The following is a 24,357-nucleotide window of genomic DNA, read 5'->3' as shown; positions in this document are numbered from 1 at the left end:
GCCGAAGGCGCCCTCCGCTTAAAACTCTGCGCTCTTCGGTGTCCGCGGGAATGCAATTACATCGCGGATGTTCGTCATACCGGTAACAAACAACATCAGGCGCTCAAAGCCTAAGCCAAACCCGGCGTGTGGCGCGGTACCAAAACGGCGGGTATCCAGGTACCAGCTCAGTTCTTCTACCGGCACATGCATTTCCTGCATACGTTTTACCAGTTTGTCGTAGTCCTCTTCACGCTGCGAACCGCCTACCATTTCACCGATGCCGGGGAACAGGATATCCATTGCCCGTACGGTTTTATTGTCGTCGTTGAGCTTCATGTAGAAAGACTTGATCTCTTTAGGATAATCGGTTAAGATCACCGGTTTCTTAAAGTGTTTTTCTACCAGGTAGCGTTCGTGTTCGCTCTGCAGATCGGCGCCCCAGTCTTCGATCAGGTACTGGAACTTTTTGTTTTTATTATGCTTGCTGTTTTTTAGAATGTCGATGGCTTCTGTATAGGTAATACGTACAAACTCGTTGTTCAGCACAAATTCCAGCTTTTCAATCAGTCCCATTTCACTGCGTTCCTGCTGTGGTTTTTGTTTCTCTTCTTCCGCGAGGCGGTTGGCCAGGAAGTCGAGGTCATCACGATTGTTATCAAGTATATAGCCGATAACAGATTTGATAAATGCTTCCGCGAGGTCCATGTTTTCCTCCAGCTCATAGAAGGCCATTTCCGGTTCAATCATCCAGAACTCTGCCAGGTGGCGGGCTGTATTGGAGTTTTCAGCACGGAAAGTTGGGCCAAAGGTGTAGATGTCGCCAAAGGCCATAGCGCCCAGTTCTCCTTCCAGTTGCCCGGAAACAGTGAGGTTGGTGGATTTGCCGAAGAAATCTTCCTTGTAATCAATATCGCCGTTTTCGTTCAGTGGCGGTTTTTTCATGTCCAGTGTGGTTACGCGGAACATTTCACCGGCGCCTTCTGCGTCGGAAGCGGTAATGATAGGCGTGTGCAGGTACACAAATCCACGTTCGTTAAAGAAGCGGTGTACTGCAAATGCCAGTGCGTGGCGTACACGGAAGATGGCGCCGAAGGTATTGGTGCGGAAACGCAGATGCGCTATTTCACGCAGGTATTCCAGGCTGGGCTTGTTCTTCAGCTGCAGCGGATATTTTTCCGGATCGCAGTCGCCCAGTATTTCCAGGGTAGCCGCTTTTAATTCTACTTTCTGTCCTTTACCCAGGGAAGGAATAATTTCGCCGGTAGCGCTGATAGCCGCACCGGTAGTGATACGCTTCAGCAGCGCGGCATCCGTATTCTCAGTATTAATTACTATTTGTAAATTATTATTGGTGGAGCCATCGTTCAAAGCTATAAACTGATTGTTGCGGAATGAACGCACCCAACCCTTAACTGTAACTTCGTAATGCGCCTTGTCGTCTGACAAGATTTGCTTGACTTTCACCCTTTGGCTCATGATATATATAATTTTAGGATTGCAAAAATAAGTGGAAAACTTCATAGTATGTAGTACGGGCTCCGGCCTTTTTCCGGGCTGCTACTGCAAAGGAAATGTTAAAAAAGAGGGGCAAACAGGCGCTACCCCTGTACAAACAAGGGTTTGAGCGTTCGGCTAACAGTAGGGTACAGCCCGGGGAAGAGCGGTTTTAGGGGCTACTTTGGGGCAATTTGCACTTAAATATTTTTGGATAATAGTAAAACTTGTTTTAATCTTGCGGTATATTCTGCCTGATTAAGTTCATTTTTCCATCTTCATCAGCAGTTCCTAAACTCAATCATTCCCTATCAAATTTAATAAGCTAATTAAATTTATTGACTCAAAAACAATTATTTGTAATTGGTGTATGTTGGTATGCAGTGGTACCCGCCTCACAACACTTCTAAAATTTGACAACACAGATGATGTACGACATCTTACAACTGAACGACATGCTCGTTCCTGAGCTGCTTGATATTGCAGAGAAACTGGACGTTCCCAACGCAAAAAAACTGAACAAACAGGACCTCATCTACAAAATTCTTGATAAACAAGCAGTATTAGCCTCAGAAGATAACCAAGCCAACGGAGACGAAAAGAAAGCACGGAAACGCAAACCTGTAAAGAAAGACGAAGCAAACAACGCTGCTGAAGAACCTGCTCACGCTGAAGAAAAACCAGCTGCTAAGAAACCAGCAGCAAAAAAAGCTACCGGTAATAAATCAAAAGATCATGACGAAGACGAGAAACCGGTAACTTCCGCCAAGCCTAAAATAAAAGACTTTGAGATAGACCTGGACAGTATCCCTTCCCTCACTTTCGATGATGATGACGATATCATTATCCCTTCTTTTACAGAAGATGAAGAACCGGAAGAGGAAGAAGAAGTGGTAGTAATTCCTCCGGCAGAAGATGAGCTGGACGAAGACGACGATTTTGTAGTGCCCGGAGAAATTCCGATAGTGCCTGCAGCGCAGAAGAACCGCTTCCCTAATAAGAAAGAACCAGTTTTCAATATAGAATTTGATGGCGTTATTGTAAGTGAAGGCGTACTGGAAATGATGCCCGACGGCTACGGTTTCCTCCGCTCTTCCGATTATAACTACCTCAGTTCCCCGGATGATATTTATGTGTCTCCGTCGCAGATTAAACTCTTCGGCCTCAAAACCGGCGATACCGTGAAAGGCTCTGTACGCCCGCCTAAAGAAGGGGAGAAGTACTTTGCTTTGCTGAAAGTGGAAACAATTAATAACAAGTCACCGGAAGAAGTACGCGACCGTGTACCTTTCGATTACCTGACACCACTGTTTCCTTTCGAAAAACTGAGATTAACTACTACTTCCAATAACTACTCCACGCGTATCATGGATATGTTTACGCCTATCGGTAAAGGACAACGCGGACTGATTGTAGCGCAGCCTAAAGTAGGTAAAACCATGTTACTCAAGGAAGTAGCCAACGCCATCGCTACCAACCACCCCGAAATTTACCTCATGGTGGTGCTGATCGATGAACGTCCGGAAGAGGTAACAGATATGGAACGTAGCGTAAAGGCAGAAGTAATTGCCTCTACCTTCGATGAACCGGCTGAAAAACACGTGAAAGTATCTGCCATCGCACTGCAAAAAGCGAAACGCCTGGTAGAATGCGGTCATGATGTGGTGATCCTCCTCGATTCCATTACCCGTCTCGCCAGAGCGCACAACACCGTGGCACCTGCTTCCGGTAAAGTACTGAGCGGTGGTGTGGAAGCTAACGCCATGCAGAAACCAAAACAGTTCTTCGGTGCGGCACGTAAAATAGAACATGGTGGTTCACTGACCATCCTGGCTACCGCATTGATCGATACCGGTTCTAAAATGGATGAGGTGATCTTCGAAGAATTTAAAGGTACCGGTAACATGGAACTGTTGCTGGATCGTAAACTGGCTAACAAACGTATCTTCCCGGCGATCGATGTTTCTGCATCCTCTACCCGTCGTGATGATCTGTTGCTGGATAAAGATTCCCTGAAACGTATCCACATCCTGCGTAATCACCTGGGCGATATGAACACAGATGAGTCTATGCACTTCATGCTGCAACACATGCGCGGAACTAAAAACAACGAAGAATTCCTGATCTCTATGAATAGCTAGAAACAGGTTATCTTATAAAAGCAAAAACCCGTTACGGTTATCCGTAACGGGTTTTTGCTTTTATAGAATGCTATTGTTTTTTCTGTTGCCCGGGTGCAAATGGTTTGGCCGACTTAGTGCCATAGATCTTTTTTTGCTGTCCCGGTGGTAACCCATGTGGATTGCCTCCCGGATGAGTAGTTACACAACCGCTGTAAATGATGGCGGCGGTAAAAAGCGACAGTACTAATTTTAGGTTTCGCATAACAGTTATTTTAAACAGAATTACTGCTATAATGCAAAAATCCCGCCACAGTAGTACTGCGGCGGGATTATCCAATCTATCTAACCTTATAACTATCTTACATAAAACATCATACGATGCTTAGAATATCCAGTTTACACCAACTTGAAATTCTTTAGGGAAATCGAAGTTAAAAGTGCTGGTGTTGGTTTTAACACCTGTTGGTTCTGCTTTCTTCTGATCGTAAGCGTAGCTCAGACCACCGAATGCGCCTTCCAGCATGAAACGTTTGGTTACGAAGTAAGTGATACCAGGCAATACTCTAACGGAGAAACCGTTGTAAGTAGCTGTTTTGGTATCATCAGTTTTGTCTGTACCAAAGTGGTAGCCGGCATTGGCTTCAGCGAAGAATGCAAATTTGCTTTCACCGATCATGTGGTAGTTACGAACAAAAACGCCCGGAGTGATATCGGATGATTTGGTTTTAACACCTGCAACATTTTTGTCGTTGCTGAATTCTGATCTTGCGAATACACCGATAACCCAGTTAGGAGTCAGTGCCACACCAACTTTCGGGCTGATACCGAAGGAAGTGCTGGTGGTTTTGTTGTCTGTGTCTTTTACTTTTTGTGAGCTGGTCGTAACATTCAGATTACCTCCTAAAATTACATCGCCTTTCGAAAACTGAGCCTTTGCTACTTGTGTGCCGAACAGTGCTACTGCGGCCAATACAATCAACTTTTTCATCTGTCGTTAAATTTAAATATTCATTAAAACTATTCCTGTGTTATTGGTTCTTCTACATACATTCTTAGCAATCCTTGTTGATGTTTGGTCGATATCTTAAGCCATTAAAAAAAATGGTCAGTACTTGTTTTTCACGATCCATAAAGCATTTCAGCGCTTCCCGGTCGTGCGGATCAAAACCTGCTGCCTGCCACTTGCACCATATTACCCATAATCCGAATAATACATTTACCAGTAGCTGCGCCGTGAGTGCTGTATCCGTATCCTTGTTAAGTTCCCCGCTGCTCACCCCTTTTGAGATAGTAGCAGAAAGAAAAGAAATTTCCACCTGCTGCAGTAACTCAATCGTTTGCCGCATCCTGCTGGAAGGAACATCTTTAATCCATTCGTTTACACCAAACAGAAAATGATACTCCAGCAACATTTTTTCTTTCAGCGCCAGGTAGCGATCCATGATGTCTGCGGTACAACGCGCCTCTTCCACATATGCCGACATGTCAATGAAACAATCGGCTATCATACGCTCTACCACCGCCGCATAGATGGATTCTTTATCTGAAAAATAATAATACAAAGAGCCTTTGGAAATTTCCAGATCCCTGGCTATCTCCTCCATGGTAGTTTTAGACAACCCAAACCGCTTGAAGCGCTTTAACGCCGCTTCCAGAATCATCGTTCGTTTCAGGTCCTGCTCTGCCATAGTGTACTGCTAAACAAAACTGACTGTTTGACTATTTTGTTTTGCGGGTCAAATGTACGACCAAAACTAAAACCACCAAATTTTTTTGTTAAGAAATTGTTACGTACCCTTCGCGCAATACATTAAAACGAATGGAAAGTCATAGAAATACTAACACGTTCACAAAAACGTTGGCAAATCGTTAACTAAATCGAAAACATGTCCGCGGAAAAATTGAAATTGTATAATTACCGGGGAGGGATACACGAAACGGAACGGCTAATGATGCGCCATTTTATGCAGCAGATCACGTTGCCTTTTTTCGGTAATATCCAGTGTAGTACCGCCTTTCAGCACCACCTTCCCGGAAGAACCATCCAGGTGGCTGATGTTGGATATCTGTATCATCTGGTTGTTGTTGATCTGGTAGAAGTGAAGGGAAGTAAAAAGATCGGCATAGTAGCGGAACGACTGCACCGCTGTAATCAGCTTACCGGAGTTTAAGCGGAACATACAGTTATCGCCTTTTACTTCCAGGTATTCAATAGCGGGGATATTAATAGTATAGGCTTCCCCGTTAGTAGCAGGGATCAGCAGCTGCCAGGCCACCGGCTTGCTGTTATTGAAATTTTCCAGCAATACGCGGTAGCGGTCTTTACTGCTGCCGGTGTTAATCCGCTCTGTGATCAGTGCCACTGCCTGCAACAGGCTTTCTTTGTCGATAGGCTTCAGTATCAGCTCCACGTCACTGAAACGGATTACATGCAGGAACTTCTTTTCAAATGCAGTTACAAACACCGCTTCAAAAGGGATGTCCGGTAAAGTGCCGGCCAGTACGTCAAAGCCGGTACCATCAGGCATTTCCAGGTCAAGAAATACCAGTTCGGGGCGATGCTGTTTTATTTTTTCTATGCCATCCGCACAGTCGGAGGCCATGTCGGCAATCGTAATTTCAGGGCAGTATTTACCGAGCATTAACGCGATTATGTCCCGGCTGTTTCTCTCATCATCGATTATAATAGCCTTTATCATAAAAAGTAACATTAACGGATACACTAAAATTATAACTGGGGGATCAGTATTTTAACGATCGTGCCGCTATCCGATTCATCCTCAGATGATCTGTCAATAATTTCTATATGGATTTCAGTATTATACATTTTGTTCAGTAACTCAGCGCGGTTCTGGCTTATTTCCATGCCGGACGACTGATGATGTTTTGGCAGCATACGCAATGATTTGGAACGGGCAATGCCAATTCCGTTATCTGCAATCACGCACTCCAGCATATCTGAAGCCACCTGGTTAAAATAGATGGAAAGCTTTCCTGTTGGCTGTTTGGGATTCGTCATGCCATGCTTTACGGCATTTTCCACGTAAGGTTGCAACAGCATCGCGGGGATTTCCAGTTCGGCGGTGGCAATCACGGGGTCTACTACTATTTCATACTCCATCCGGTTTTCAAACCGCATCTTTTCTAACCCAAGATAAGTATTCAGATAGGTAATTTCATCTGCCAGGGATATAAAATTACGCCGGGAGAAGTCCAGCGTTTTGCGGATCAGGTAAGAAAAGTCAGAAAGATATTTCTGTGCATACTCATAATCCCGCTGCATCACAAACAATTGTATGGAATTCAGGCAGTTGAAAATGAAGTGCGGATTGATCTGTGCCCGGATGGCTTTGAGTTCAATTTCTGTCAGCTTTTTATCATATTCTGTTTCCAGCTGCTTCTTTCGCTGCTCTTCCAGTTCCTGCTTTTTGCGCAGGATCTCGGTGGTTTGCTCTTTTACCAGTTCTTCCAGTTGCTCATTCAGCTTGCGCTGCAGCTCTTTGTTTTTATTCAGCTGCTTAATCAGCAGCTCCTGGGTACGGGTTCTTTCCAGGTGTACCAGTTTATTGCGGTAGCTCAACCCGGCAAGAAAAAACATGGCCTGCAACAGTACACCGCCTATCAGCAGGATAGTAGGCGCTGCCAGTTCGCCCAGGGCGCTGAGTAAGCCCAGCGGCCGCACATGCATAAGGAAGGAGCCCAGGCAGGCAAGGTATAAACATACCGATCCATACAAAAAGAACCGTACCAGCGGATGGTGACGGGAACGCCGTGCCAATGCCACAAATACCGCCAGCAGCGGTACCAGCGTTACAAAATACACATAGCTGTATATGATGGTAGGCATGTGGTACTGACCTATCCTGATAAAATACACGCATAAAATGATCAGCCCGCCCACTATCGCCGCTACCCAGGTAAACGCGCGCTCCATAAAAGGATATCGCTCGGTAAGGTTAAGAAAGGCATTGCCAAATAACAGGTACATCAGGTAAAAGCAAAACAACAGGCCGGGGATGTCCCAATAATATTTCAGCATGGGCCAGCGGTGGAAAAACGACAACTGGTAAGGCTTATCATCCAGCCGCAATGCAAAGAAGAGGATCAGTCCAAGTATATAGGCTGCAAAATAGATATACGATTTGTCGGGTAGCTGGATATAGTTAATAATGGAAATACTAAAAAATACGAGCAGCATACCCAGCAGTACCTGGATTACTACGGCTTCTTTGCGGAAGCCGTCCAGTTGTTTGTCGCGGAAGGTGCCATAGGCTTCGGTGCTGAAAAGTGCAGGCATCAGGGCGCCTTCATTGTAAGACTTATTGATGATATGAAGGTAAAACGTGCGGAGTTCCCCTGCTGGTACCTGTACGGCAAATGCGTAATGGTTCCATCTTTCCACGCCACCTTTGTCCAGCATTAAACCGGTTTGCATCAGCAGCCGGGGCTTATCGCCCGGAGATTGCGCGTACCAGTACATATAGTCGTGCCAGCCGGAAAACAGGTGGTACGATAGCGGTTTATTGCTTTTATTTTTTACAGTAAGCCGTAGCCAGCAGTTATTAACCCGTCCGTTATTCTGGGGATTACTATGAAAGATGCTTTCCTGCCGGGCAAACGGCATAGTGGCTGCCTGCTCCGGGGTCAGGTGCTGCTCATCGGCTGTCAGCACATATAAAAAAGGCCGCAGGTCCAGATTCGCAGGGGCGAAAGCAGTATCAGTGATCAGTGTGTCTACTGGGGTACGATCTACAGTGGCAAAGGATTCTGCAGTGTAACAATACAACAGCAGCATTAGAATAATGCGCTTCACAAAGTGTAATATAAGTTTGGTTATAGCAATTTGTCAATAGCTTTTGCCATTGCTTCATCCTTAGCGGTGACGATATCACCGGCATCATGTGTGCACAGGAATATTTCCACTTTATTATAAACGTTGCTCCAGTTGGGATGGTGATCCATTTTCTCTGCGATCAGTGCAACCTTGGTCATAAATGCAAACGCATCCCGAAAGTCTTTGAATTCAAAAGCCCGGTAAAGCTGTTTATTTCTTTCTTCCCACATAAAAAAATCAGGAATTTAAAGGTAAAACATCGGGTCTGTCATGGAATCTGGTCAAAATATTACCGCTGGTGCGTCGTGCCTCTCCTAAAAAATAAGGTTCATCTTATTCTTGATCTCTCTGATATCAAGTAAAGATACTAATTGTACAAGCGGAACAAGGCGTAATTCTTCTAATAATTTTTTTACATCGCCGGGTTGGTAGTAATCACCCTTGATCATCCACAGAAAATTGATCTGTTTAAGTTCGGGCAGCAGGAATTCTGCCTGGCAACGATTGTTATAAAGGTAGTGTGCTACTGAATTGGTTGGTTCGTGAAACTCAAATACGGGGAAATGAAAAGATCTTGTTTTTTTAGACAGGGTAATTTCCAGGTTGTTATTCACCCGGAAGTTGGTATGCAACTGCCGGTTAATATGCCAGCACAACTGATAATCCCGCGTAGTGGAAGCGATGCCGATTACGTAGGTGCTTTCAAAGAAGTCCTCTACCAATTGGTCGTTGTCCAGTTTAAGCTTGAGTATTGTCATATGGAAAAGTAGCGCTGCACCCTGTCCGGATGTTGAATTAATATTTTATCCTTTCTTTTTACTGCCCTTTTTTAAAGGTTGTCCCGGGTCCCAAAATACGGCTTTAAAATTTTCTATTTTATCTTCTTTTACAACTATCCCTTCCTGTTCCAGTAATTCCTGCATCAGGGTAGGGGTGGCAAAATGACTCCGGCCGCTTAGTTCTCCTTTGCTGTTTACCACACGATGCGCGGGAACAGGCGGTTTGGCGCTGCCGGCTGCATTCATGGCCCAGCCAACCATGCGGCCGGTGAGTTTTAAGCCGGAAGCGTCTGCAATGGCGCCATAGGAGGTTACCCGGCCGCGGGGTATGGTGCGTGCAATTTTAAAAACCGTTTCAAAAAAAGAAACCGGCTCAGCGGCCTTCTTTTCCTTCGTCCCTGCGGCGGGCAAGGAGTGCTGATCTTTCGGGTTCGGGTACTTTTTCATAATTAAATGGACAGTGCTTACAGCCGTTGCCGCAACAGAAGCCCCGGTCGAGGTGGAATTTTTCGGTAAATACCATATAGCCCTGGGCATTATAGTAGAAATCAATCTTCTCCACCAACGGTTGCTTCATCGGAAGGCAGTTTAATGCTTTGCCAGTTCAACGGTGCAGCAGGCAATTGAAATTTGAGATAACGGATTGTTCTGCCATCGGCGAGGTGCATGCCTTCATAAAAGGTCTGGATCCTCAGCAGCGGCGGTACTTCCGGTAATGCGTATACATCAGGAATATCTTCTATTAACGTGCATCCGGCCGCGGCAATTACTTCCTGTGTGAAAGCATACAGCTGCGGGGAGTCTGTTTTCAGGTTAATGGTGGCTCCGGGCGCCAGCAAAGGCTGGAACAGCTGCAGGAACTTAGGATGCGTTAACCTTTTCTTCGACTTGGAGTTGCGCAGGAAAGGGTCAGGGAAGGTAATCCAGATGTCCTTTATTTCTCCCGGCGCAAAGTAATTATTGAGCTTATCTATTTGTGTACGCAGGAAAGCAGCGTTTGGCAGCGGTTCTTCCATGGCGGTTTTAGCGCCTCTCCAGATGCGGTTGCCCTTGAGATCCACGCCTAAAAAGTTCTGATCAGGAAACAGCCGGGCCATGCCCAGGGTATAGTCTCCTTTACCACAGGCCAGCTCTAATGTAACAGGGTGGCTGTTTTTGAAGAACTCATTCCATTTTCCCTGCATACCTTCCGGGTATATCAATACATTGGGGAAGGTTTCGATTTCAGCAAATCGTTGTAGTTTTTTTTGTCCCATTTGCCGCAAAAATAGGGCGATTTTTTGAATGGGGGAGGGATAATGGGGAACTTGCCGCTTTGAGGCCGGGATATAAAAAAGAAAGATGCTGCCGGCTAGCCGGCAGCATCTTTTATAAGTAAGTACAGAAATTAGTAAGCACCTTGCACGGTCACATAGTTCCCGTCCGTATTGCCGTCTACTATCTTTTTTGCGTTTGTGCCGTCTGTTTTACAGGTATAGATGCCACCGTCTTTTCCACTTGTACCTGACATTTCGTAGGTGCTGAATACCACGGTTTGGCCATCCGGTGTGAGGGAAGCTTCATCTCCTACCACGATATTGGGCGGTAAGGTGACATTTATTTTGTGTTTGTTACTGCCGTCCAGCTTACAGATCCAGATTTCGGATGCCGTAGTGCCTGGGCCGGTTTTAACATAGTTAATGTATAACACAATATCCAGTTGTCTTAATGTGGTGCCGGTAACAGGAGTTTCGGCATTGGCTTCTTTTTTACAGCTCATCTGGGTGATGATAACCGCTGCATTAAAGGCTAAGAGGGCTACGGTACCTAATAAAAGCTTTTTCATGATAACTTTATATTTGAATTAATTCAAATATAAAACATCGTGATATAAAATAAAAAAAGCCCGTAAGCATGATAACTTACGAGCTCTTTAAACCAATTAAGCTGTAGGAGGAGGAGTCGAACCTCCACGGGGCAGTTAGCTATAGCACAAGTAAGATTAGTGGTCAACCCAATTATACTACGTTTATCCTGTGATCCCCACCCCCGAGACAAGAGGGCATGTCTGCCAATTTCATCATCCCACAATGTGTTTGAATCGTTACCAGCTATTGCTTTTCGTTAGCCGTTGTCGTAATGATTATGATGCAAATCTAAAGAGAAGGTGACTTTCTTGCAAATTTTTTAAGAAGAATTTTGGAATTTTCGATATTTTTTAAATATTTGCATATAACTTTAAAACATTCAAAAACAAATTGTAAAAATGAGCCACAATTTGAATATTGACAAACTAGATTTGCAGATTATCAGCGAGATGATGTCTAATGCTGAGATCTCCTACGCCGACCTGGGGAAGAAATTGTTCGTTTCCGGCGGGACTATCCACGTGAGAATGAAGAAATTACAAGAACTGGGTGTAGTTAAAGGTACTAAATTACATGTAGATTTAAAAATGATCGGCTATGATGTGATCGCTTTTATCGGCATTTATCTGGAAAAAAGCTCCATGTACGACACTGTCGCCAAGGAATTAAGGAAAATACCCGAAATGGTACGCCTTAATTATACAACAGGCAGTTATAGCATGTTTGCTGAGATCATCTGTAAAGATATCACCCAACTCCGCCGTATCCTCCACGATGAACTGCAGAAAATTAAAGGTATTGAGAGAACTGAAACCCTGATTTCCCTCGAAGAAAGCTTCTACAGAACAATTAACGTGGTGGAATAATTGGTTTTTAAGAATGGAAAGTTTACCCTGTTGCTATTTCATTCTTAATTATTAATTTTCATCATGGTTACAACAGAAATTGCCGAAAAAATTCAACGGCTGGAAGAAAAGTATGCCGCTATGGGGCAGAACCTGTCGTCCTACCTGGATGGCCTTCTGTATGCGGACTACCTCACTTATTGGGACTATATTCAACTTGATGTACTGCTTAATCTGCAACATCCACGCACACCAATTCCTGATGAAAGGATTTTCATCATCTATCACCAGATCACGGAATTGTATCTGAAATTATCGTTGCAGGCAATCGAGCAAATCAGCCTCGCACCCGTACTGTCAGCTGAGATATTTAAAACCCAGCTTAAAAGGATCAACAACTATTTCCACAGCCTTATCAGCTCATTTGAAATAATGGTGGATGGGATGGATAAGGAACAGTTCCTGCAATTCCGCATGGCGCTGTTGCCTGCCAGTGGCTTCCAGAGCGGACAATTCCGCATGATCGAAATCTGCTCTACCCGGTTAAACAACCTGGTATACGAACCCCAGCGCCCGGAAGTGGAAGGGCTGGAACTAAAAGATGTGCTGGACAAAATTTACTGGAGAAGCGGCGCCACGGAACTGGCTACCGGTAAAAAAACACTCACCCTCCGCCAGTTTGAGCTGAAATATATGGATACCTTCCTCAAACTGGCTACTGAGTACAAAGACAATAACCTGCTCGCCAGCTATAAAAAGCTTTCTCCCGCAGAACAAACGGAATTGATTCCCCTGCTAAAGGAATACGATCTCAATGTAAACGTGCGCTGGCCGCTGATGCACTACAAATCCGCGGTAAGATACCTGCATAAAAAACCGGAAGACATCGTCGCCACAGGAGGTACCAACTGGCAGCAATTCCTGCCGCCGAAAAATAAACGGATCGTTTTCTTCCCCGAACTATGGACGGATGAAGAACTCAGCAACTGGGGCAAAATTGCGATGGGAGAGTAACTGATATCAGATATCCTGCGTAGTAAATCTTCTTAAATAGTAAGCCAGTAGCGGTACATCCGCTTTTTCCAGTGGATGCGGGGTATCCGGCATCACCGTTAGCTGCGCCAATGGAAGGGCGTTGTATACCTCGATGGTTTCCTGGAAAGACACCATGTTGTCGCGGTCGCCCATCATCAGCATGCAGGGGGTTACCACCCGGGCATAATCTGCCGGTTTCAGCAGCGACTGATGTCCCAGCTCTTCTATCAGCTGCGCCGTGCGCGTTACCACGGTTTTCCAGTCGCTGGCGGTATGCCTTGCCTCCAGCACCCGTGCAAAGGCGGGAACTTTCTCTTCAATTAAATCCGGGTTCAGCTGCCGTATCTCTTTACCGGCGGTAGCCTCATTCCAGTTGAACTTGGTGGCCAGCGTAATTACACGCCCTGTTTTTTCGGGGTAATGTCTCGCCAGGTACATCGCCACATAGCCGCCCATGCTGTATCCGAAAATGTGTACAAAGTCGAGTTGATGGGTTTCCAGATAGGATAATACTTCCGCCGCAAATACCTGGATGCTGAACCCCTGCTCGGAAAAAGGCACATCACCATGCCCGCTGAAATTAATCAGGTGCACATCGTAATGGTCGGACATTTCCTTAGCCAGTGGTTCAAATTGGGAAGAGGCGCCCAGTGCGCCATGTAAAAAAAGTATGGGGAGTTTATGTGTTTGCATTGACTAAAACTAGCAAACATTTTGGATTTGCCTGTTTGATTGTTTGAATTTTTCAGGGAGATAACATTTTTTTATCTCCCTGAAATGCTCAAAAAACAGCATAACCAAATCATCTGGCCAGGTATGCTCCATCAATGGGATAGTAGCTGCCGGTTACGAAAGAGGATTGCGGAGAACTGAGCCATAATACCAGTTCTGCTACCTCTTCCGGCTTGCCTAGCCGGCCTATGGGATGCAAACCCACAAGTGCCTGCATCTCCTGCTGGCTCAGATGTTTGGTTAATAATGGGGTTTCAATAAATCCCGGCCCCACGGCGTTTACCCGGATGCCTTTGGCCGAATATTCTACCGCTGCCGCCTGCGTAAGCCCTACCACGCCATGTTTGGCGGCTACATAGGCGCAGGAACCGGCAAAGCCTACCGCTCCCAGTATGGATGCCATGTTCACAATTACGCCGCTGCCGGCCTTTCCCATCACAGGCAATTGGTAACGCATGCCATAAAAAACGCCGTTGAGATTTATGTTAATAACTTTTTGCCAGTCCTCCAGCTTGTATTCGCCGGTGGGCGCCGCCGCGCCGCCAATCCCGGCATTATTGCAGGCAATGTCCAGTTGTTTGAACTCGGCCAGGGTTTTGGATACGAGTTGCTCACAATCAGACGGACTGCTGGTATCCGATTTTACAAAAATGGCCTTGCCACCTTTACTCCTGATGCCATCTGCCACTGCGTTTCCGCCCTTTTCATCAATATCGCTGATCACTACAGCCGCGCCATTGGCTGCATACAGTTCGGCCACACATTTACCAATGCCGGAACCGGCGCCTGTAACCAGCGCTACCTTGTTTTTCAATTGGTCCATAACAATGTTTTTTGCTCTAATAAACAATACAGCCCAATGAAATGTTCCTCATATTTTTTTATTATGTTTGCATAGATGTTGCCGATTAATTTTCTTCACTTAAGATGTCCCATCATCAAATCATGTTTTTTTAAATACTAGTAATGGAATACAATACCACGCGCAATTACCTGATAATGAAGGAATATGGCAGGAATATCCAGAAAATGGTGGAGTACCTGGTAACCATAGAAGACGACGAAGAGCGCCAGCGTAATGCTATGGCTGTAATAGAGCTGATGGGTACGCTGAACCCGCATTTACGCAATGTGGAAGACTTCAGGCATAAATTATGGGATCATATTTTTAATATCTCCGGCTTTACCCTGAAGGTGGAATCACCATATCCAATCCCCACTATTGAAAAGCTCAGAGCCAAACCCGACAGACTTCCTTATCCCAAAAAATATCCAAGGAACCGCCACTTCGGCAAAAACCTGGAAATGATCATTGATAAAGCCGTACATGAAGATAATCCTGAAAAAAAAGAAGGATTTACCCAGTGTATCGGTAACTATATGAAACTGGCCTACAGTAACTGGCATAAGGAAAGTGTACACGATGATGCCATCAAGGCAGAATTACTGGCCATTACAGACAACCAGCTGGAATACCACCCGGGCCATACTGCCCATATTCCAGGCCCTGTAAGCTTCGCACCAAGCGGTAACGTAGCAGGTGCCGGCGACCAGTTCCGCTCCAATAAGCGCAAAAACTTCCAGCAAAACAAGTTCAAAAGCAGCAACAGCGGCAGTGGCGGCAGCAAAAGCCGGGATAATAACAATAAGCACAATAACAAATACAACAAAAACAGGAACAAGTGAGTAGTGCTTTTGAAGTAAGAGGCGGCAACCGCTTAAAGGGGGAAATTATACCCCAGGGTGCCAAAAACGAAGCTTTACAAATCATCAGTGCCGTGATGCTAACCCCCGAAAAGGTTACTATCACCAATATTCCGGATATAGTAGATGTAAATCTGCTGATAGAGTTGTTAGGAGATGCTGGCGTAAAATTGAATCGTATCAGCAGGGACACCTGCGAATTTCAGGCAGATGCAGTAGACCTGAAGTACCTGGAAAGCCCTGAATTTAAAAAGAAATCCGGCCGCCTCCGTGGTTCGGTGATGATTGCAGGTCCGCTGCTGGCAAGGTTCGGACGTGCCTTCATCCCAAAACCCGGTGGCGATAAAATAGGCCGTCGCAGACTGGATACCCATATCATCGGGTTCGAGAAACTGGGAGCCAGGTTTGTATATGATGCGGATGATAACTACTTCCGCCTGGAATCTTCCGGAGGGCTCAAAGGCACTTATATGCTGCTGGATGAGCCAAGCGTTACCGGTACCGCCAATATTGTAATGGCAGCCGTAATGGCTGAAGGAACCACCACTATTTACAACGCTGCCTGCGAACCATACCTGCAGCAGCTGTGTAAAATGCTGAACCGGATGGGCGCCCGCATCAGCGGAGTAGGCTCCAACCTCCTCACCATTGAAGGCGTAAAATACCTGGGCGGCTGCGAACACAGCATGCTCCCGGATATGATTGAAATAGGCTCCTTCATTGGCCTGGCCGCCATGACGCAAAGCGAAATCACGATTAAGAATGCAGGCGTAGATAACCTGGGTATCATCCCGGAGAAATTCCGGCAGTTAGGTATCCAACTGGAAATCAGGGGAAACGATATCTATATTCCTTCCCAGGACTCCTACGAAATCCAGACATTCCTGGATGGCTCCATTCTTACTATTTCTGATCATCCCTGGCCCGGATTTACACCGGATCTGCTGAGCATTGTGCTGGTTGTAGCCACACAGGCAAAAGGCAGCGTGATGATCCACCAGAAAATGTTTGAAAGCCGCCTGTTTTTCGTAGATAAACTGATAGACATGGGCGCTCAGATCGTATTATGCGATCCGCACCGTGCCGTGGTAATCGGTTTGGGCCGTCAGCACAACCTGCGCGGTATCACCATGTCGTCTCCCGATATCCGTGCCGGCGTATCCCTGCTGATCGCTGCACTCAGCGCAGAAGGAAAGAGCACCATTCAGAACATTGACCAGATAGACCGTGGCTACCAGTACATCGACGAGAGGTTGAGAAAACTGGGAGCAGACATAAAGAGAGTATAAACAGTTGTTCATACTTCATCAAAACCCAAATACCAGCAAAACATTTTACTGGTTTTTGGGTTTTGCATTTGGAGTAACCGCTACCTTGATTGTAATAAATAATGGAAAGAAAGATCATCATCGTTACCGCTCCTTCAGGCGCCGGTAAAACCACTATCGTAAAAAAGCTGCTGGCCAATATGCCGGTACTGTCCTTTTCTATTTCCGCCAGCACCCGCACCCCGCGTGCCAGCGAAGTACACGGAAAAGACTACTACTTCCTGTCTTCCGATGAATTTCATCAGCGGATTGAAGAAAACGCCTTTGCAGAATATGAAATGGTGTATGCCGGTAAATATTACGGTACCCTGAAAAGTGAACTGGAGCGTATCTGGAACAACAACCAGATCCCGATGGTGGATATTGATGTAAAAGGCGCTTTATCTATCAAAGAAAAATATCACAACAACGCACTCACTATTTTCATACAGCCCCCCTCGTTAGATGCCCTGCGCGTCCGACTCAGCGAAAGAGGTACGGAAACACAGTCTTCCCTGGACGAACGGCTCGCCAAAGCCCGCTATGAGCTGTCGTTTTCCCATGAATTCGACGAGATTGTAGTAAACGACGAACTGGAGCACGCCTACCAGGAAGTGAAAAGGCTGGTGACAGATTTTTTAAATATAAAATAGCGACGTGATCGTTGGTTTTCCTAATTCGTTATTTTTGTTAGGATGGACGGATACACTATAATTATTTTGGTTTTCCTGGTATTGCTGGCAGGCTTCTTTTCAGGTATCGAAGCTGCATTTGCCAATGTTAACAAACTTAGCATTGAGCTCAAAAAAAAGCAAGGCAGGGCTACTGGCAAAATATTGGCCAGTCTGAACGAAAACCCCAGTCGCTTCCTGGCTACCAGCCTGGTAGGATTCACAATTACCATAGTCGTTTATGGGATCCTCGTGGCAGGCGTATTTCAGCCGGCACTGGACACTATTATGCGGAAGCCTGATTCAGCCAGCATTCAACCCTTTATTATTTTCGTTGAAATAATACTGGCTACCCTGTTGGTATTATTCCTGGGCTTTTTTATCCCACGGGCAATTTTCCGGTCAAGACCGGAAACATTACTCAGTTTCTTTGCACTACCCGTGTCTATAGTGGCTAAGCCGCTGTATGTGATCGGTAATGTACTTGCTTCCATCTCAGAATGGATGCTGAAATATTTGTTCAATGTCCGTATCGTGGAAAACGGTGAATCCTTTACCCGCGTGGATGTAGAGCATTTTATCCGGCAGTCGCAACAGCATTTTGGGGAAAATAACCAGGAGCTGAATACAGAACTGTTTGAAAATGCATTGTCACTTGCACACGTAAAAATCCGTGGCTGTCTTATTCCCCGCAAGGAAATAGAAGCGCTGGAAATACACCGGCCCCTCAGCGACGCCAGGAATAAATTTATGGATACCAAACTATCTAAGATCATTATTTACGAAGGTACCATCGATAATATCCTGGGCTATATCCACCAGCTGGATATGTTTAAAAGCCCGCCGGATATCAAAAGCATCATTCATCCGATATTGGCTGTGCCCGAAACAATGAGCGCCATCGATCTCCTCAGCAAGTTTAATAAAGAACGCAAAAGCATTGCCTGGGTAGTAGATGAGTTCGGAGGAACAGCAGGTATTGTAACAATTGAAGATGTACTGGAAGAAATTTTCGGAGAAATCAAAGATGAACATGATGAAGAAGAATTCGTAGAGAAGCAGATCGCCGAAAAAGAATATATTTTTTCAGGAAGATTAGAACTCGATTATTTGAACGAGAGATATGGACTGGATTTTCCGGAAGATGAAAGTGAAACCTTATCAGGCTACATCATCAACCATCACGAAACCATCCCGAAGATCAAAGAACGCATTATAATCGACGATTATGAGTTTGATATTCTGAATGTTACGGATACCAGGATCGAAATGGTGAAGATGAAGATGTTAGTTTAAGACTCACCGTTAAACTGGTTGACTTATCAGATATTAATATGATATAATTATTTCCTTAATGTAACGCTTAACGATACAATAACAATTTTGCTAAAACGTTTTTAAAAAAAGTAGTAGGAATTTAACACGGATTGTATACATTTGCTCCAGATGATGTAACACAATGATTTGATTTTTGTTAAAAGGTTGTAAAAAAAGTGTTCCAACATTGATAATAAAATAATTCTTGTTATTTTTGTATTACAATATAAAACGCAACCAGGGATTCTTACTTATTCTGAACGCTTGCCATCAATTAGGTAAGTAGTTTAACTGGAAGCTAAAGACATTCTCGAATTCAACTTTTTTGGGGTTAACAAACAATGGATGAAAGGCCGGCTCTTGATTCTTCTCGGGCTGGCTCTTTTTTTTCTCCCAACTGCTCTCACACTTTCTCCCTTTTTCTTCTTCCTGATTTTTTCTTTTTACATACATGCAGTGAGCATGAACACCACTCTGCTTAAAGCAATATTAAAATAGGGCACTTTATACGCGGTACACTGTAATTTGTAGTATGCAACAGCTATATTTGTGATCCTTAATAAGAAACTGTATTCAACATCGTTCGACCGTATAAAGTATGTTAAAGAAATTGTTCGCAAGCAATGAGGATAAGGCAGAAATGTCCTTTTTCGACCACCTGGAAGATCTCCGGTGGCACCTTGTCAGATCGGCCCTGGCACTTGTTGCATTCAGCGTATTCGGCTTTTTATATACACAGGAAATTCTGGATAACGTAATTTTCGGACCTACCAACGCCGATTTTCCCTCTTATGTGGCATTATGTAAAATCAGTCATTGGGTAGGACTGGGAGATCAGCTCTGTATTACGCCTGTAAAGGTCCAGTTTTTGAATTATAAGATGGTGGGGCAGATCATGTTGCAATTTAAACTGGCGTTCATGATCGGCTTTATTTGTGCCTTTCCTTACATTTTCTGGGAGTTCTGGCGCTTCGTAAAACCGGCACTGAAAGAAAAAGAACTGAAAGGAGCAAGAGGCGTGATCTTCTGGGTATCTTTTCAATTTTTCCTCGGGATCGGATTTGCCTATTTCCTGATGGCGCCTTTCACTATCAACTTCCTCGCTTCCTACACCGTTACCGCAAAAGCTGTAAACCAGTTTTTTATAGATGATTACTTTGATCTGATGACACAGATCGTACTGGGTATGGGCATCTTGTTTGAGCTGCCTATCCTCGTATTTTTCCTCACTAAACTGGGCATCCTCACACCGGAATTCCTCAAATCTTACAGACGCCATGCTATCGTGGTGATCCTGATCCTGGCTGCAGTAATCACACCGCCGGATCTCATAGATCAGCTGATTGTATTCGTTCCCTTATACTGTCTGTATGAAATCAGTATCTTTATATCGAAAAAGGCGCTGAAAGACCGTGAAGACAAGATGACTAAAACAGAGGTGGAAGAGTGGTCCTAGTTCTCACTAACAGTTAATAAGATATTGAAAATGGAAAATGCCATATTTAACCTGACATTGCCAGTGGCTATCGGTTCTGATCATGCAGGATATGAATATAAAGAAGAAGTGATTTCTTTCCTGGAGTCGAAAGGCTTGCAGGTAAAGGATTACGGCACTCACTCGAAAGATTCCGTGGACTATCCTGATTATGCACACCCGGTATCTACAGCAGTGGAAAGGGAACAAGCCGCCTTCGGGATCCTGATCTGCGGCAGCGCCAACGGAGTAGCCATTACCGCCAACAAACACCAGGGAATCCGCGCTGCGATCTGCTGGGGAGAAGAGCTGGCGCGACTGGCACGTTCACACAACAACGCAAACGTGTTATGTATCCCCGCCCGTTTTGTGGATATTCCCGCTGCCAATCAAATGGTAGAAGTGTTTATCGGTACACCGTTTGAAGGCGGCCGTCACCAGGACCGGGTACGTAAAATGGTTTGCCTGTAACGGTTTTAAGCCATATATCATTTTTTACTGTAACGAATACACGAAATTGTGGTAATATTAAAGAGCCGGCTTCCAACCGGCTCTTTTTTTTAATATACATGTGAATCTGACTATAAAAAAATACTCCATGAGAGTTCCCTTTGCTGTTGCTTTTCTGTTGCTGATGAATGTTGTGCAGGCACAAACCAATAACGGGGTGGCTGCAGAATATGGTGAAACCATAACCGCCGGCGGTCTTAGCCGGCAACTGCACATCATTGCAGGACCGGAAATGGAAGGAAGGGAAACCGCTACAAGAGGGCAGGAGAGGGCTGCCGCTTATATTATCAGCCAGTTTTCAGCCGCAGGACTTCAACCCGGCGCCAATGGGAAATGGGAACAATATTATCCTATCTATTCAGATAGTTTGCTTAAAAGCACCATCACTGTTCGTAATAAAACGTATTCATTTGCACAGGATTTTCTCGCTGATCTGCGCTCCGGCAACAAACAGGACTTACGCGTATCCCGCGTATTTTATGCAGATGCAGGAGTAGTAACTGCAGATCATAACGACTACCAGAACATGGATGTAAAGGGGCAGGTAGTAATGATCCGGGATGACATGAGGAGAGGGCTACAACGGGACCGCCGTAGCCTCGATGAAAGAATCAGCACTGCAAAAAGTAAAGGCGTGGCCGCCCTGCTGATCATCAGCCCCGCTGCCGGCAGATACCGTTCCCTGGAGCAAAAGAAACTGCATACCACCGGTCTCTACTGGCAGAAGGATACCTCCTGGAATCCGAATATCTACTACATCACACCTGCACTTGCCGCCGATATACTCAATACCGACAAAGGAGATAACCTCCTCGAAGAAATAGACAGGGGCTGGAAACCAGCTGCCGTTACGCAAACGCCGGTTCATCTTGTTTTTGATAAAGCAGCCACCGTATTACAACCCTCCAACGTACTCGCCTACCTGGAAGGCACGGATAAAAAAGACGAAATTGTTTTCGTTACCGCCCACTATGATCATCTCGGCAAAAAAGATGATGAGATCTTTTATGGTGCAGATGACGACGGATCAGGTACCAGCGCGGTGATAGAAATAGCCGCTGCATTTGCCCGCGCAAAAAAAGCCGGCAACGGCCCACGGAGAAGCATGGTATTTATGACCGTGTCCGGTGAGGAAAAAGGACTGCTCGGCTCCCAGTATTATACGGAACATCCCATTTACCCGTTAGCCAATACCGTCACCGATCTGAATATTGATATGATAGGACGCATTGATCCTGCACATGAAAGAGATACCAACTATGTGTATATTATCGGCGATAATAAACTGAGCTCTGAACTGCGGCCCATTAATGAAAAGGCCAATGATACCTATACCCATCTTAAACTGGACTATAAATACAACGACCCCAACGATCCGGAAGGATTCTACTACCGCTCAGATCATTATATGTTTGCCCAACACGGTATTCCGATCATTTTTTATTTCAATGGCACACACGCTGATTATCACGCGCCTACGGATACAGTTGATAAAATCAGTTACAACCTCCTGGCGAAAAGAGCACGCCTGGTTTTCTACACCGCCTGGGACATTGCCAACCGCGAGCAGAAACTGGTAGTAGACCGGCACGAAAAATAACCCGATCAGCTCAAATCTTCCAAAAATCCCTTATTTCCGGTATAGAAGTACCGGTTAAATCCTTTTTGTTTTTTTTAACAAAATTTTTTAAATTGTGTATAGAGTCTTATTTTTTTAGAAGGCAATAAATACATATTTCTTTTTTGTATTTAAATGAACAGGTGAATCAAGATTAGTTAAGGTGTTATAAGGCAATTATTTCACTGAGAGCAGGCCTCCCCATTAAACATTTTTAACTAAGCTGTTGTTGTTCAATCGGTATTTATAGGATCAAGTGGAATTTTAACGGTAATGGAAAGCAGAGCCGGTTCCCACTATTCGTAACCATATAAACTTACCAGTATGGAAACACCTGCCACCTTTTCTGTTTTAAAAAAGTACTATCCCACAAGGAGAGCACCCTTGTGCCCTGATCGATGTTGCAACGGAAACACCTGGTTACATGTCTTGTAGTATTGTTATTATTAATTATCCTGGTTGTTCAGAATGTTGAGAAACGGAGATGCTTACAGCACGTAATGGTATACCCTGCCATAAATACAGCACTCGTAGTGGAAACCTAAAACTGAGAATGCATGCCTGATTTTTATAACGCTTATTGGTGGCTCTTTTTGTTAAGAGGAATTTTCGCCCTGGTATTGGGAGTACTGGCCGTTGGTTGGCCTGGTGCTACTTTTACCACATTGATCGTTTTCTTAGGCGCCTATCTTTTTATCGCCGGCCTTTTTGCTGTTGCCGGCGCAATAGCTGCCCGGAAAACGAACGAAAACTGGGGTATTTTCCTGCTCTCAGGGCTGTTAGGCGTGATATTAGGTATCCTCACTTTTTACAATCCTTTTGCCACCGGCGCAGCACTCATTTACGTGGTTGCTTTCTGGGCTATGCTGGCGGGCCTGTTTGAACTGATTATTGCCATCAGGTTAAGGAAAGTGATAACAGGCGAGGGCTGGTATATTGCAGGTGGTTTGCTGACTATCATCTTTGGAATTCTCCTGGTTGCAAACCCTGTAGCAGCGGCGGTTACACTTACCTGGATCTTTGGTATATATGCCATCTTCACAGGAATCATGCTCGTATTGCTTTCATTCAGATTGCGCAGCAGGAGTTAAACGATAGCTATATTGATATAACTGAAGAATACGGTACCCTGTTTTACTATTTTTTAAAGTACCCCATTATGCAAGCTTATTCTTTAACTAAAACCTTTTTTATGATTGTCGCAACACCTGGTTAGGGCGCCTGTTGCCGCCATTTATCAGGGTGTTGATACCTCCCTTTTAAATTACGTGGCAGGTGCCGGCAGTACCCGGAAGGAGACCCGCGGCTTTACCACTACTGCCTCAAACTCTATTTCTCCCGGCCAGATTTACAGGCTGTTGTTCTAGCTAATTGTGAATAATTTAAAGTTAACCGTTATGTCATCCACCGAATTTAACAACTTATTACTTGGAAACGCCGACTTCCTGCGGCCGTATGCAGTAACCTTAACTAAAGACTCTGAATCTGCAAAAGATCTCTACCAGGAAACCTTATTCAGAGCACTGTCTAATCGTGATAAATACCTTGCCGGCACTAACATCCGCGCCTGGCTGTATACGATCATGAGAAACATCTTCATTAACAACTACCGTCGCGGTAACCGCCAGTACCGGCTATTGGATAATGCGGTAGGAGATTACCTGCTGAGCCACCAGCCTTCTGCCATCGGAAATTTTGCAGAATCAGACCTGCGGGTGAAAGACGTGCAGATGGCCGTATACAATCTGCCGGTTATTTTTAAACAACCATTCCTGTTGTACTTTGAAGGTTATAAATATTATGAAATTGCAGCTATACTCAATGAACCATTGGGCACGGTAAAAAGCCGTATCCACTTTGCCCGGAAAATGCTGAAGACCCGTATTACAAGGCATTAACGGCTATTAACCATACAATACTATTCTCAGACTTTTGGATAACAGAAGTCTGCAAACCCTCAATATGGCCATTGAAAGCCGTAGCAGGCGAAAATTGTGATTGTTTGTATATCGTATTGCCTGTAATTACCCTGTCAGGTGAGCGATTATTGCTGTATGCTTGTTTGCAGACTTCCGTTATCCCTTT

The 24,357-nt window shown here is 44.9% G+C and carries 27 protein-coding genes; 13 read left to right on the top strand and 14 right to left on the bottom strand.

Annotated features, from left to right (window positions below; all coding sequences use genetic code 11):
- Positions 1-18: 18 nt before the first annotated feature.
- Positions 19-1,458, bottom strand: a complete 1,440-nt coding sequence (gene asnS / locus PV783_RS01865; RefSeq protein ID WP_420986960.1) for an asparagine--tRNA ligase — start codon at positions 1,456-1,458, stop codon at positions 19-21.
- Between the two features lie 443 nt (positions 1,459-1,901).
- Between asnS and rho the strand changes: the two genes are divergently transcribed.
- Positions 1,902-3,617: a transcription termination factor Rho gene (rho, locus tag PV783_RS01860; protein ID WP_310006439.1), complete on the top strand. Its 1,716-nt coding sequence runs from the start codon at positions 1,902-1,904 to the stop codon at positions 3,615-3,617.
- 70 nt (positions 3,618-3,687) lie between these two features.
- Here rho and PV783_RS01855 read toward each other — a convergent pair whose 3' ends face one another.
- From PV783_RS01855 to PV783_RS01805, 11 genes are all read right to left on the bottom strand, one after another.
- Positions 3,688-3,861, bottom strand: coding sequence for a hypothetical protein (locus PV783_RS01855; protein WP_168771287.1), 174 nt, complete (start codon positions 3,859-3,861; stop codon positions 3,688-3,690).
- 120 nt (positions 3,862-3,981) lie between these two features.
- Complete coding sequence (locus PV783_RS01850; RefSeq protein ID WP_079471233.1) at positions 3,982-4,587, bottom strand: outer membrane beta-barrel protein; 606 nt, start codon at positions 4,585-4,587, stop codon at positions 3,982-3,984.
- A 64-nt stretch (positions 4,588-4,651) separates the two neighbouring features.
- Positions 4,652-5,287, bottom strand: a complete 636-nt coding sequence (locus PV783_RS01845) for a TetR/AcrR family transcriptional regulator (protein ID WP_079471232.1) — start codon at positions 5,285-5,287, stop codon at positions 4,652-4,654.
- Between the two features lie 258 nt (positions 5,288-5,545).
- Positions 5,546-6,298 carry a LytR/AlgR family response regulator transcription factor gene (locus PV783_RS01840; protein ID WP_168771288.1) on the bottom strand — a complete coding sequence of 251 codons (753 nt, stop codon included), beginning with the start codon at positions 6,296-6,298 and terminating at the stop codon, positions 5,546-5,548.
- Between the two features lie 29 nt (positions 6,299-6,327).
- Positions 6,328-8,412, bottom strand: a complete 2,085-nt coding sequence (locus tag PV783_RS01835) for a histidine kinase (RefSeq protein ID WP_420986959.1) — start codon at positions 8,410-8,412, stop codon at positions 6,328-6,330.
- A gap of 20 nt (positions 8,413-8,432) precedes the next feature.
- Positions 8,433-8,663 (bottom strand): 4a-hydroxytetrahydrobiopterin dehydratase, encoded by a 231-nt coding sequence (locus PV783_RS01830; protein WP_336388915.1) that lies wholly within the window; start codon positions 8,661-8,663, stop codon positions 8,433-8,435.
- Positions 8,664-8,747: 84 nt separating this feature from the next.
- Complete coding sequence (locus PV783_RS01825) at positions 8,748-9,191, bottom strand: IPExxxVDY family protein (protein ID WP_079471228.1); 444 nt, start codon at positions 9,189-9,191, stop codon at positions 8,748-8,750.
- A gap of 45 nt (positions 9,192-9,236) precedes the next feature.
- Positions 9,237-9,659 carry an MGMT family protein gene (locus PV783_RS01820; protein ID WP_079471227.1) on the bottom strand — a complete coding sequence of 141 codons (423 nt, stop codon included), beginning with the start codon at positions 9,657-9,659 and terminating at the stop codon, positions 9,237-9,239.
- A complete protein-coding gene (locus PV783_RS01815; protein ID WP_079471226.1) occupies positions 9,586-9,789 on the bottom strand; it encodes a DUF5522 domain-containing protein in 204 nt (67 codons plus the stop codon). Before PV783_RS01815 ends, PV783_RS01820 begins: the two co-directional genes overlap by 74 nt.
- Entirely contained in the window at positions 9,761-10,468 is a 708-nt protein-coding gene (gene trmB / locus PV783_RS01810; RefSeq protein ID WP_079471225.1) for a tRNA (guanosine(46)-N7)-methyltransferase TrmB, read from the bottom strand. The genes PV783_RS01815 and trmB overlap by 29 nt, the downstream gene beginning before the upstream one ends.
- Positions 10,469-10,599: 131 nt before the next feature.
- Positions 10,600-11,037, bottom strand: a complete 438-nt coding sequence (locus tag PV783_RS01805) for a hypothetical protein (protein ID WP_079471224.1) — start codon at positions 11,035-11,037, stop codon at positions 10,600-10,602.
- 420 nt (positions 11,038-11,457) lie between these two features.
- Here PV783_RS01805 and PV783_RS01800 point away from each other — a divergent pair, with 420 nt between their 5' ends.
- Both PV783_RS01800 and PV783_RS01795 read left to right on the top strand, forming a co-directional pair.
- Positions 11,458-11,925 carry an Lrp/AsnC ligand binding domain-containing protein gene (locus PV783_RS01800; protein ID WP_079471223.1) on the top strand — a complete coding sequence of 156 codons (468 nt, stop codon included), beginning with the start codon at positions 11,458-11,460 and terminating at the stop codon, positions 11,923-11,925.
- 63 nt (positions 11,926-11,988) lie between these two features.
- Positions 11,989-12,918: a tryptophan 2,3-dioxygenase family protein gene (locus tag PV783_RS01795; RefSeq protein WP_420986958.1), complete on the top strand. Its 930-nt coding sequence runs from the start codon at positions 11,989-11,991 to the stop codon at positions 12,916-12,918.
- A gap of 6 nt (positions 12,919-12,924) precedes the next feature.
- Here PV783_RS01795 and PV783_RS01790 read toward each other — a convergent pair whose 3' ends face one another.
- Both PV783_RS01790 and PV783_RS01785 read right to left on the bottom strand, forming a co-directional pair.
- Positions 12,925-13,632 (bottom strand): alpha/beta fold hydrolase, encoded by a 708-nt coding sequence (locus PV783_RS01790; RefSeq protein WP_111577342.1) that lies wholly within the window; start codon positions 13,630-13,632, stop codon positions 12,925-12,927.
- A 109-nt stretch (positions 13,633-13,741) separates the two neighbouring features.
- Positions 13,742-14,494 carry an SDR family NAD(P)-dependent oxidoreductase gene (locus PV783_RS01785; RefSeq protein WP_420986957.1) on the bottom strand — a complete coding sequence of 251 codons (753 nt, stop codon included), beginning with the start codon at positions 14,492-14,494 and terminating at the stop codon, positions 13,742-13,744.
- 143 nt (positions 14,495-14,637) lie between these two features.
- On the opposite strand from PV783_RS01785, the gene PV783_RS01780 reads away from it, so the two are divergent.
- From PV783_RS01780 to PV783_RS01735, 10 genes are all read left to right on the top strand, one after another.
- A complete protein-coding gene (locus PV783_RS01780; RefSeq protein WP_079471219.1) occupies positions 14,638-15,357 on the top strand; it encodes a DUF4290 domain-containing protein in 720 nt (239 codons plus the stop codon).
- Positions 15,354-16,664 (top strand): UDP-N-acetylglucosamine 1-carboxyvinyltransferase, encoded by a 1,311-nt coding sequence (gene murA / locus PV783_RS01775; RefSeq protein ID WP_079471218.1) that lies wholly within the window; start codon positions 15,354-15,356, stop codon positions 16,662-16,664. The genes PV783_RS01780 and murA overlap by 4 nt, the downstream gene beginning before the upstream one ends.
- Before the next feature lie 101 nt (positions 16,665-16,765).
- Entirely contained in the window at positions 16,766-17,335 is a 570-nt protein-coding gene (gmk, locus tag PV783_RS01770; RefSeq protein WP_420986956.1) for a guanylate kinase, read from the top strand.
- Between the two features lie 42 nt (positions 17,336-17,377).
- Positions 17,378-18,649 carry a hemolysin family protein gene (locus PV783_RS01765; RefSeq protein WP_420986955.1) on the top strand — a complete coding sequence of 424 codons (1,272 nt, stop codon included), beginning with the start codon at positions 17,378-17,380 and terminating at the stop codon, positions 18,647-18,649.
- A 619-nt stretch (positions 18,650-19,268) separates the two neighbouring features.
- Positions 19,269-20,126, top strand: a complete 858-nt coding sequence (tatC, locus tag PV783_RS01760) for a twin-arginine translocase subunit TatC (protein ID WP_079471215.1) — start codon at positions 19,269-19,271, stop codon at positions 20,124-20,126.
- 30 nt (positions 20,127-20,156) lie between these two features.
- Positions 20,157-20,615 (top strand): ribose 5-phosphate isomerase B, encoded by a 459-nt coding sequence (rpiB, locus tag PV783_RS01755; protein WP_420986954.1) that lies wholly within the window; start codon positions 20,157-20,159, stop codon positions 20,613-20,615.
- 127 nt (positions 20,616-20,742) lie between these two features.
- Positions 20,743-22,254, top strand: a complete 1,512-nt coding sequence (locus PV783_RS01750) for a M28 family peptidase (RefSeq protein ID WP_420986953.1) — start codon at positions 20,743-20,745, stop codon at positions 22,252-22,254.
- 575 nt (positions 22,255-22,829) lie between these two features.
- A complete protein-coding gene (locus tag PV783_RS01745) occupies positions 22,830-23,363 on the top strand; it encodes an HdeD family acid-resistance protein (RefSeq protein ID WP_420986952.1) in 534 nt (177 codons plus the stop codon).
- A gap of 105 nt (positions 23,364-23,468) precedes the next feature.
- Positions 23,469-23,639, top strand: a complete 171-nt coding sequence (locus PV783_RS01740; protein ID WP_420986951.1) for a hypothetical protein — start codon at positions 23,469-23,471, stop codon at positions 23,637-23,639.
- Between the two features lie 30 nt (positions 23,640-23,669).
- The gene (locus PV783_RS01735) at positions 23,670-24,170 is read left to right on the top strand and encodes an RNA polymerase sigma factor (RefSeq protein WP_079471211.1); all 501 of its coding nucleotides are present in this window, start codon (positions 23,670-23,672) and stop codon (positions 24,168-24,170) included.
- The last annotated feature ends 187 nt before the right edge of the window (positions 24,171-24,357 follow it).

Origin of the sequence: Chitinophaga sp. CC14, assembly GCF_048957795.1 — a bacterium.
In the GTDB taxonomy this organism is placed as follows: Bacteria; Bacteroidota; Bacteroidia; order Chitinophagales; family Chitinophagaceae; genus Chitinophaga; species Chitinophaga ginsengisegetis.
The sequence above is the reverse complement of the archived record's forward strand: the minus strand, read 5'-3'. Positions and strand labels throughout refer to the sequence as shown.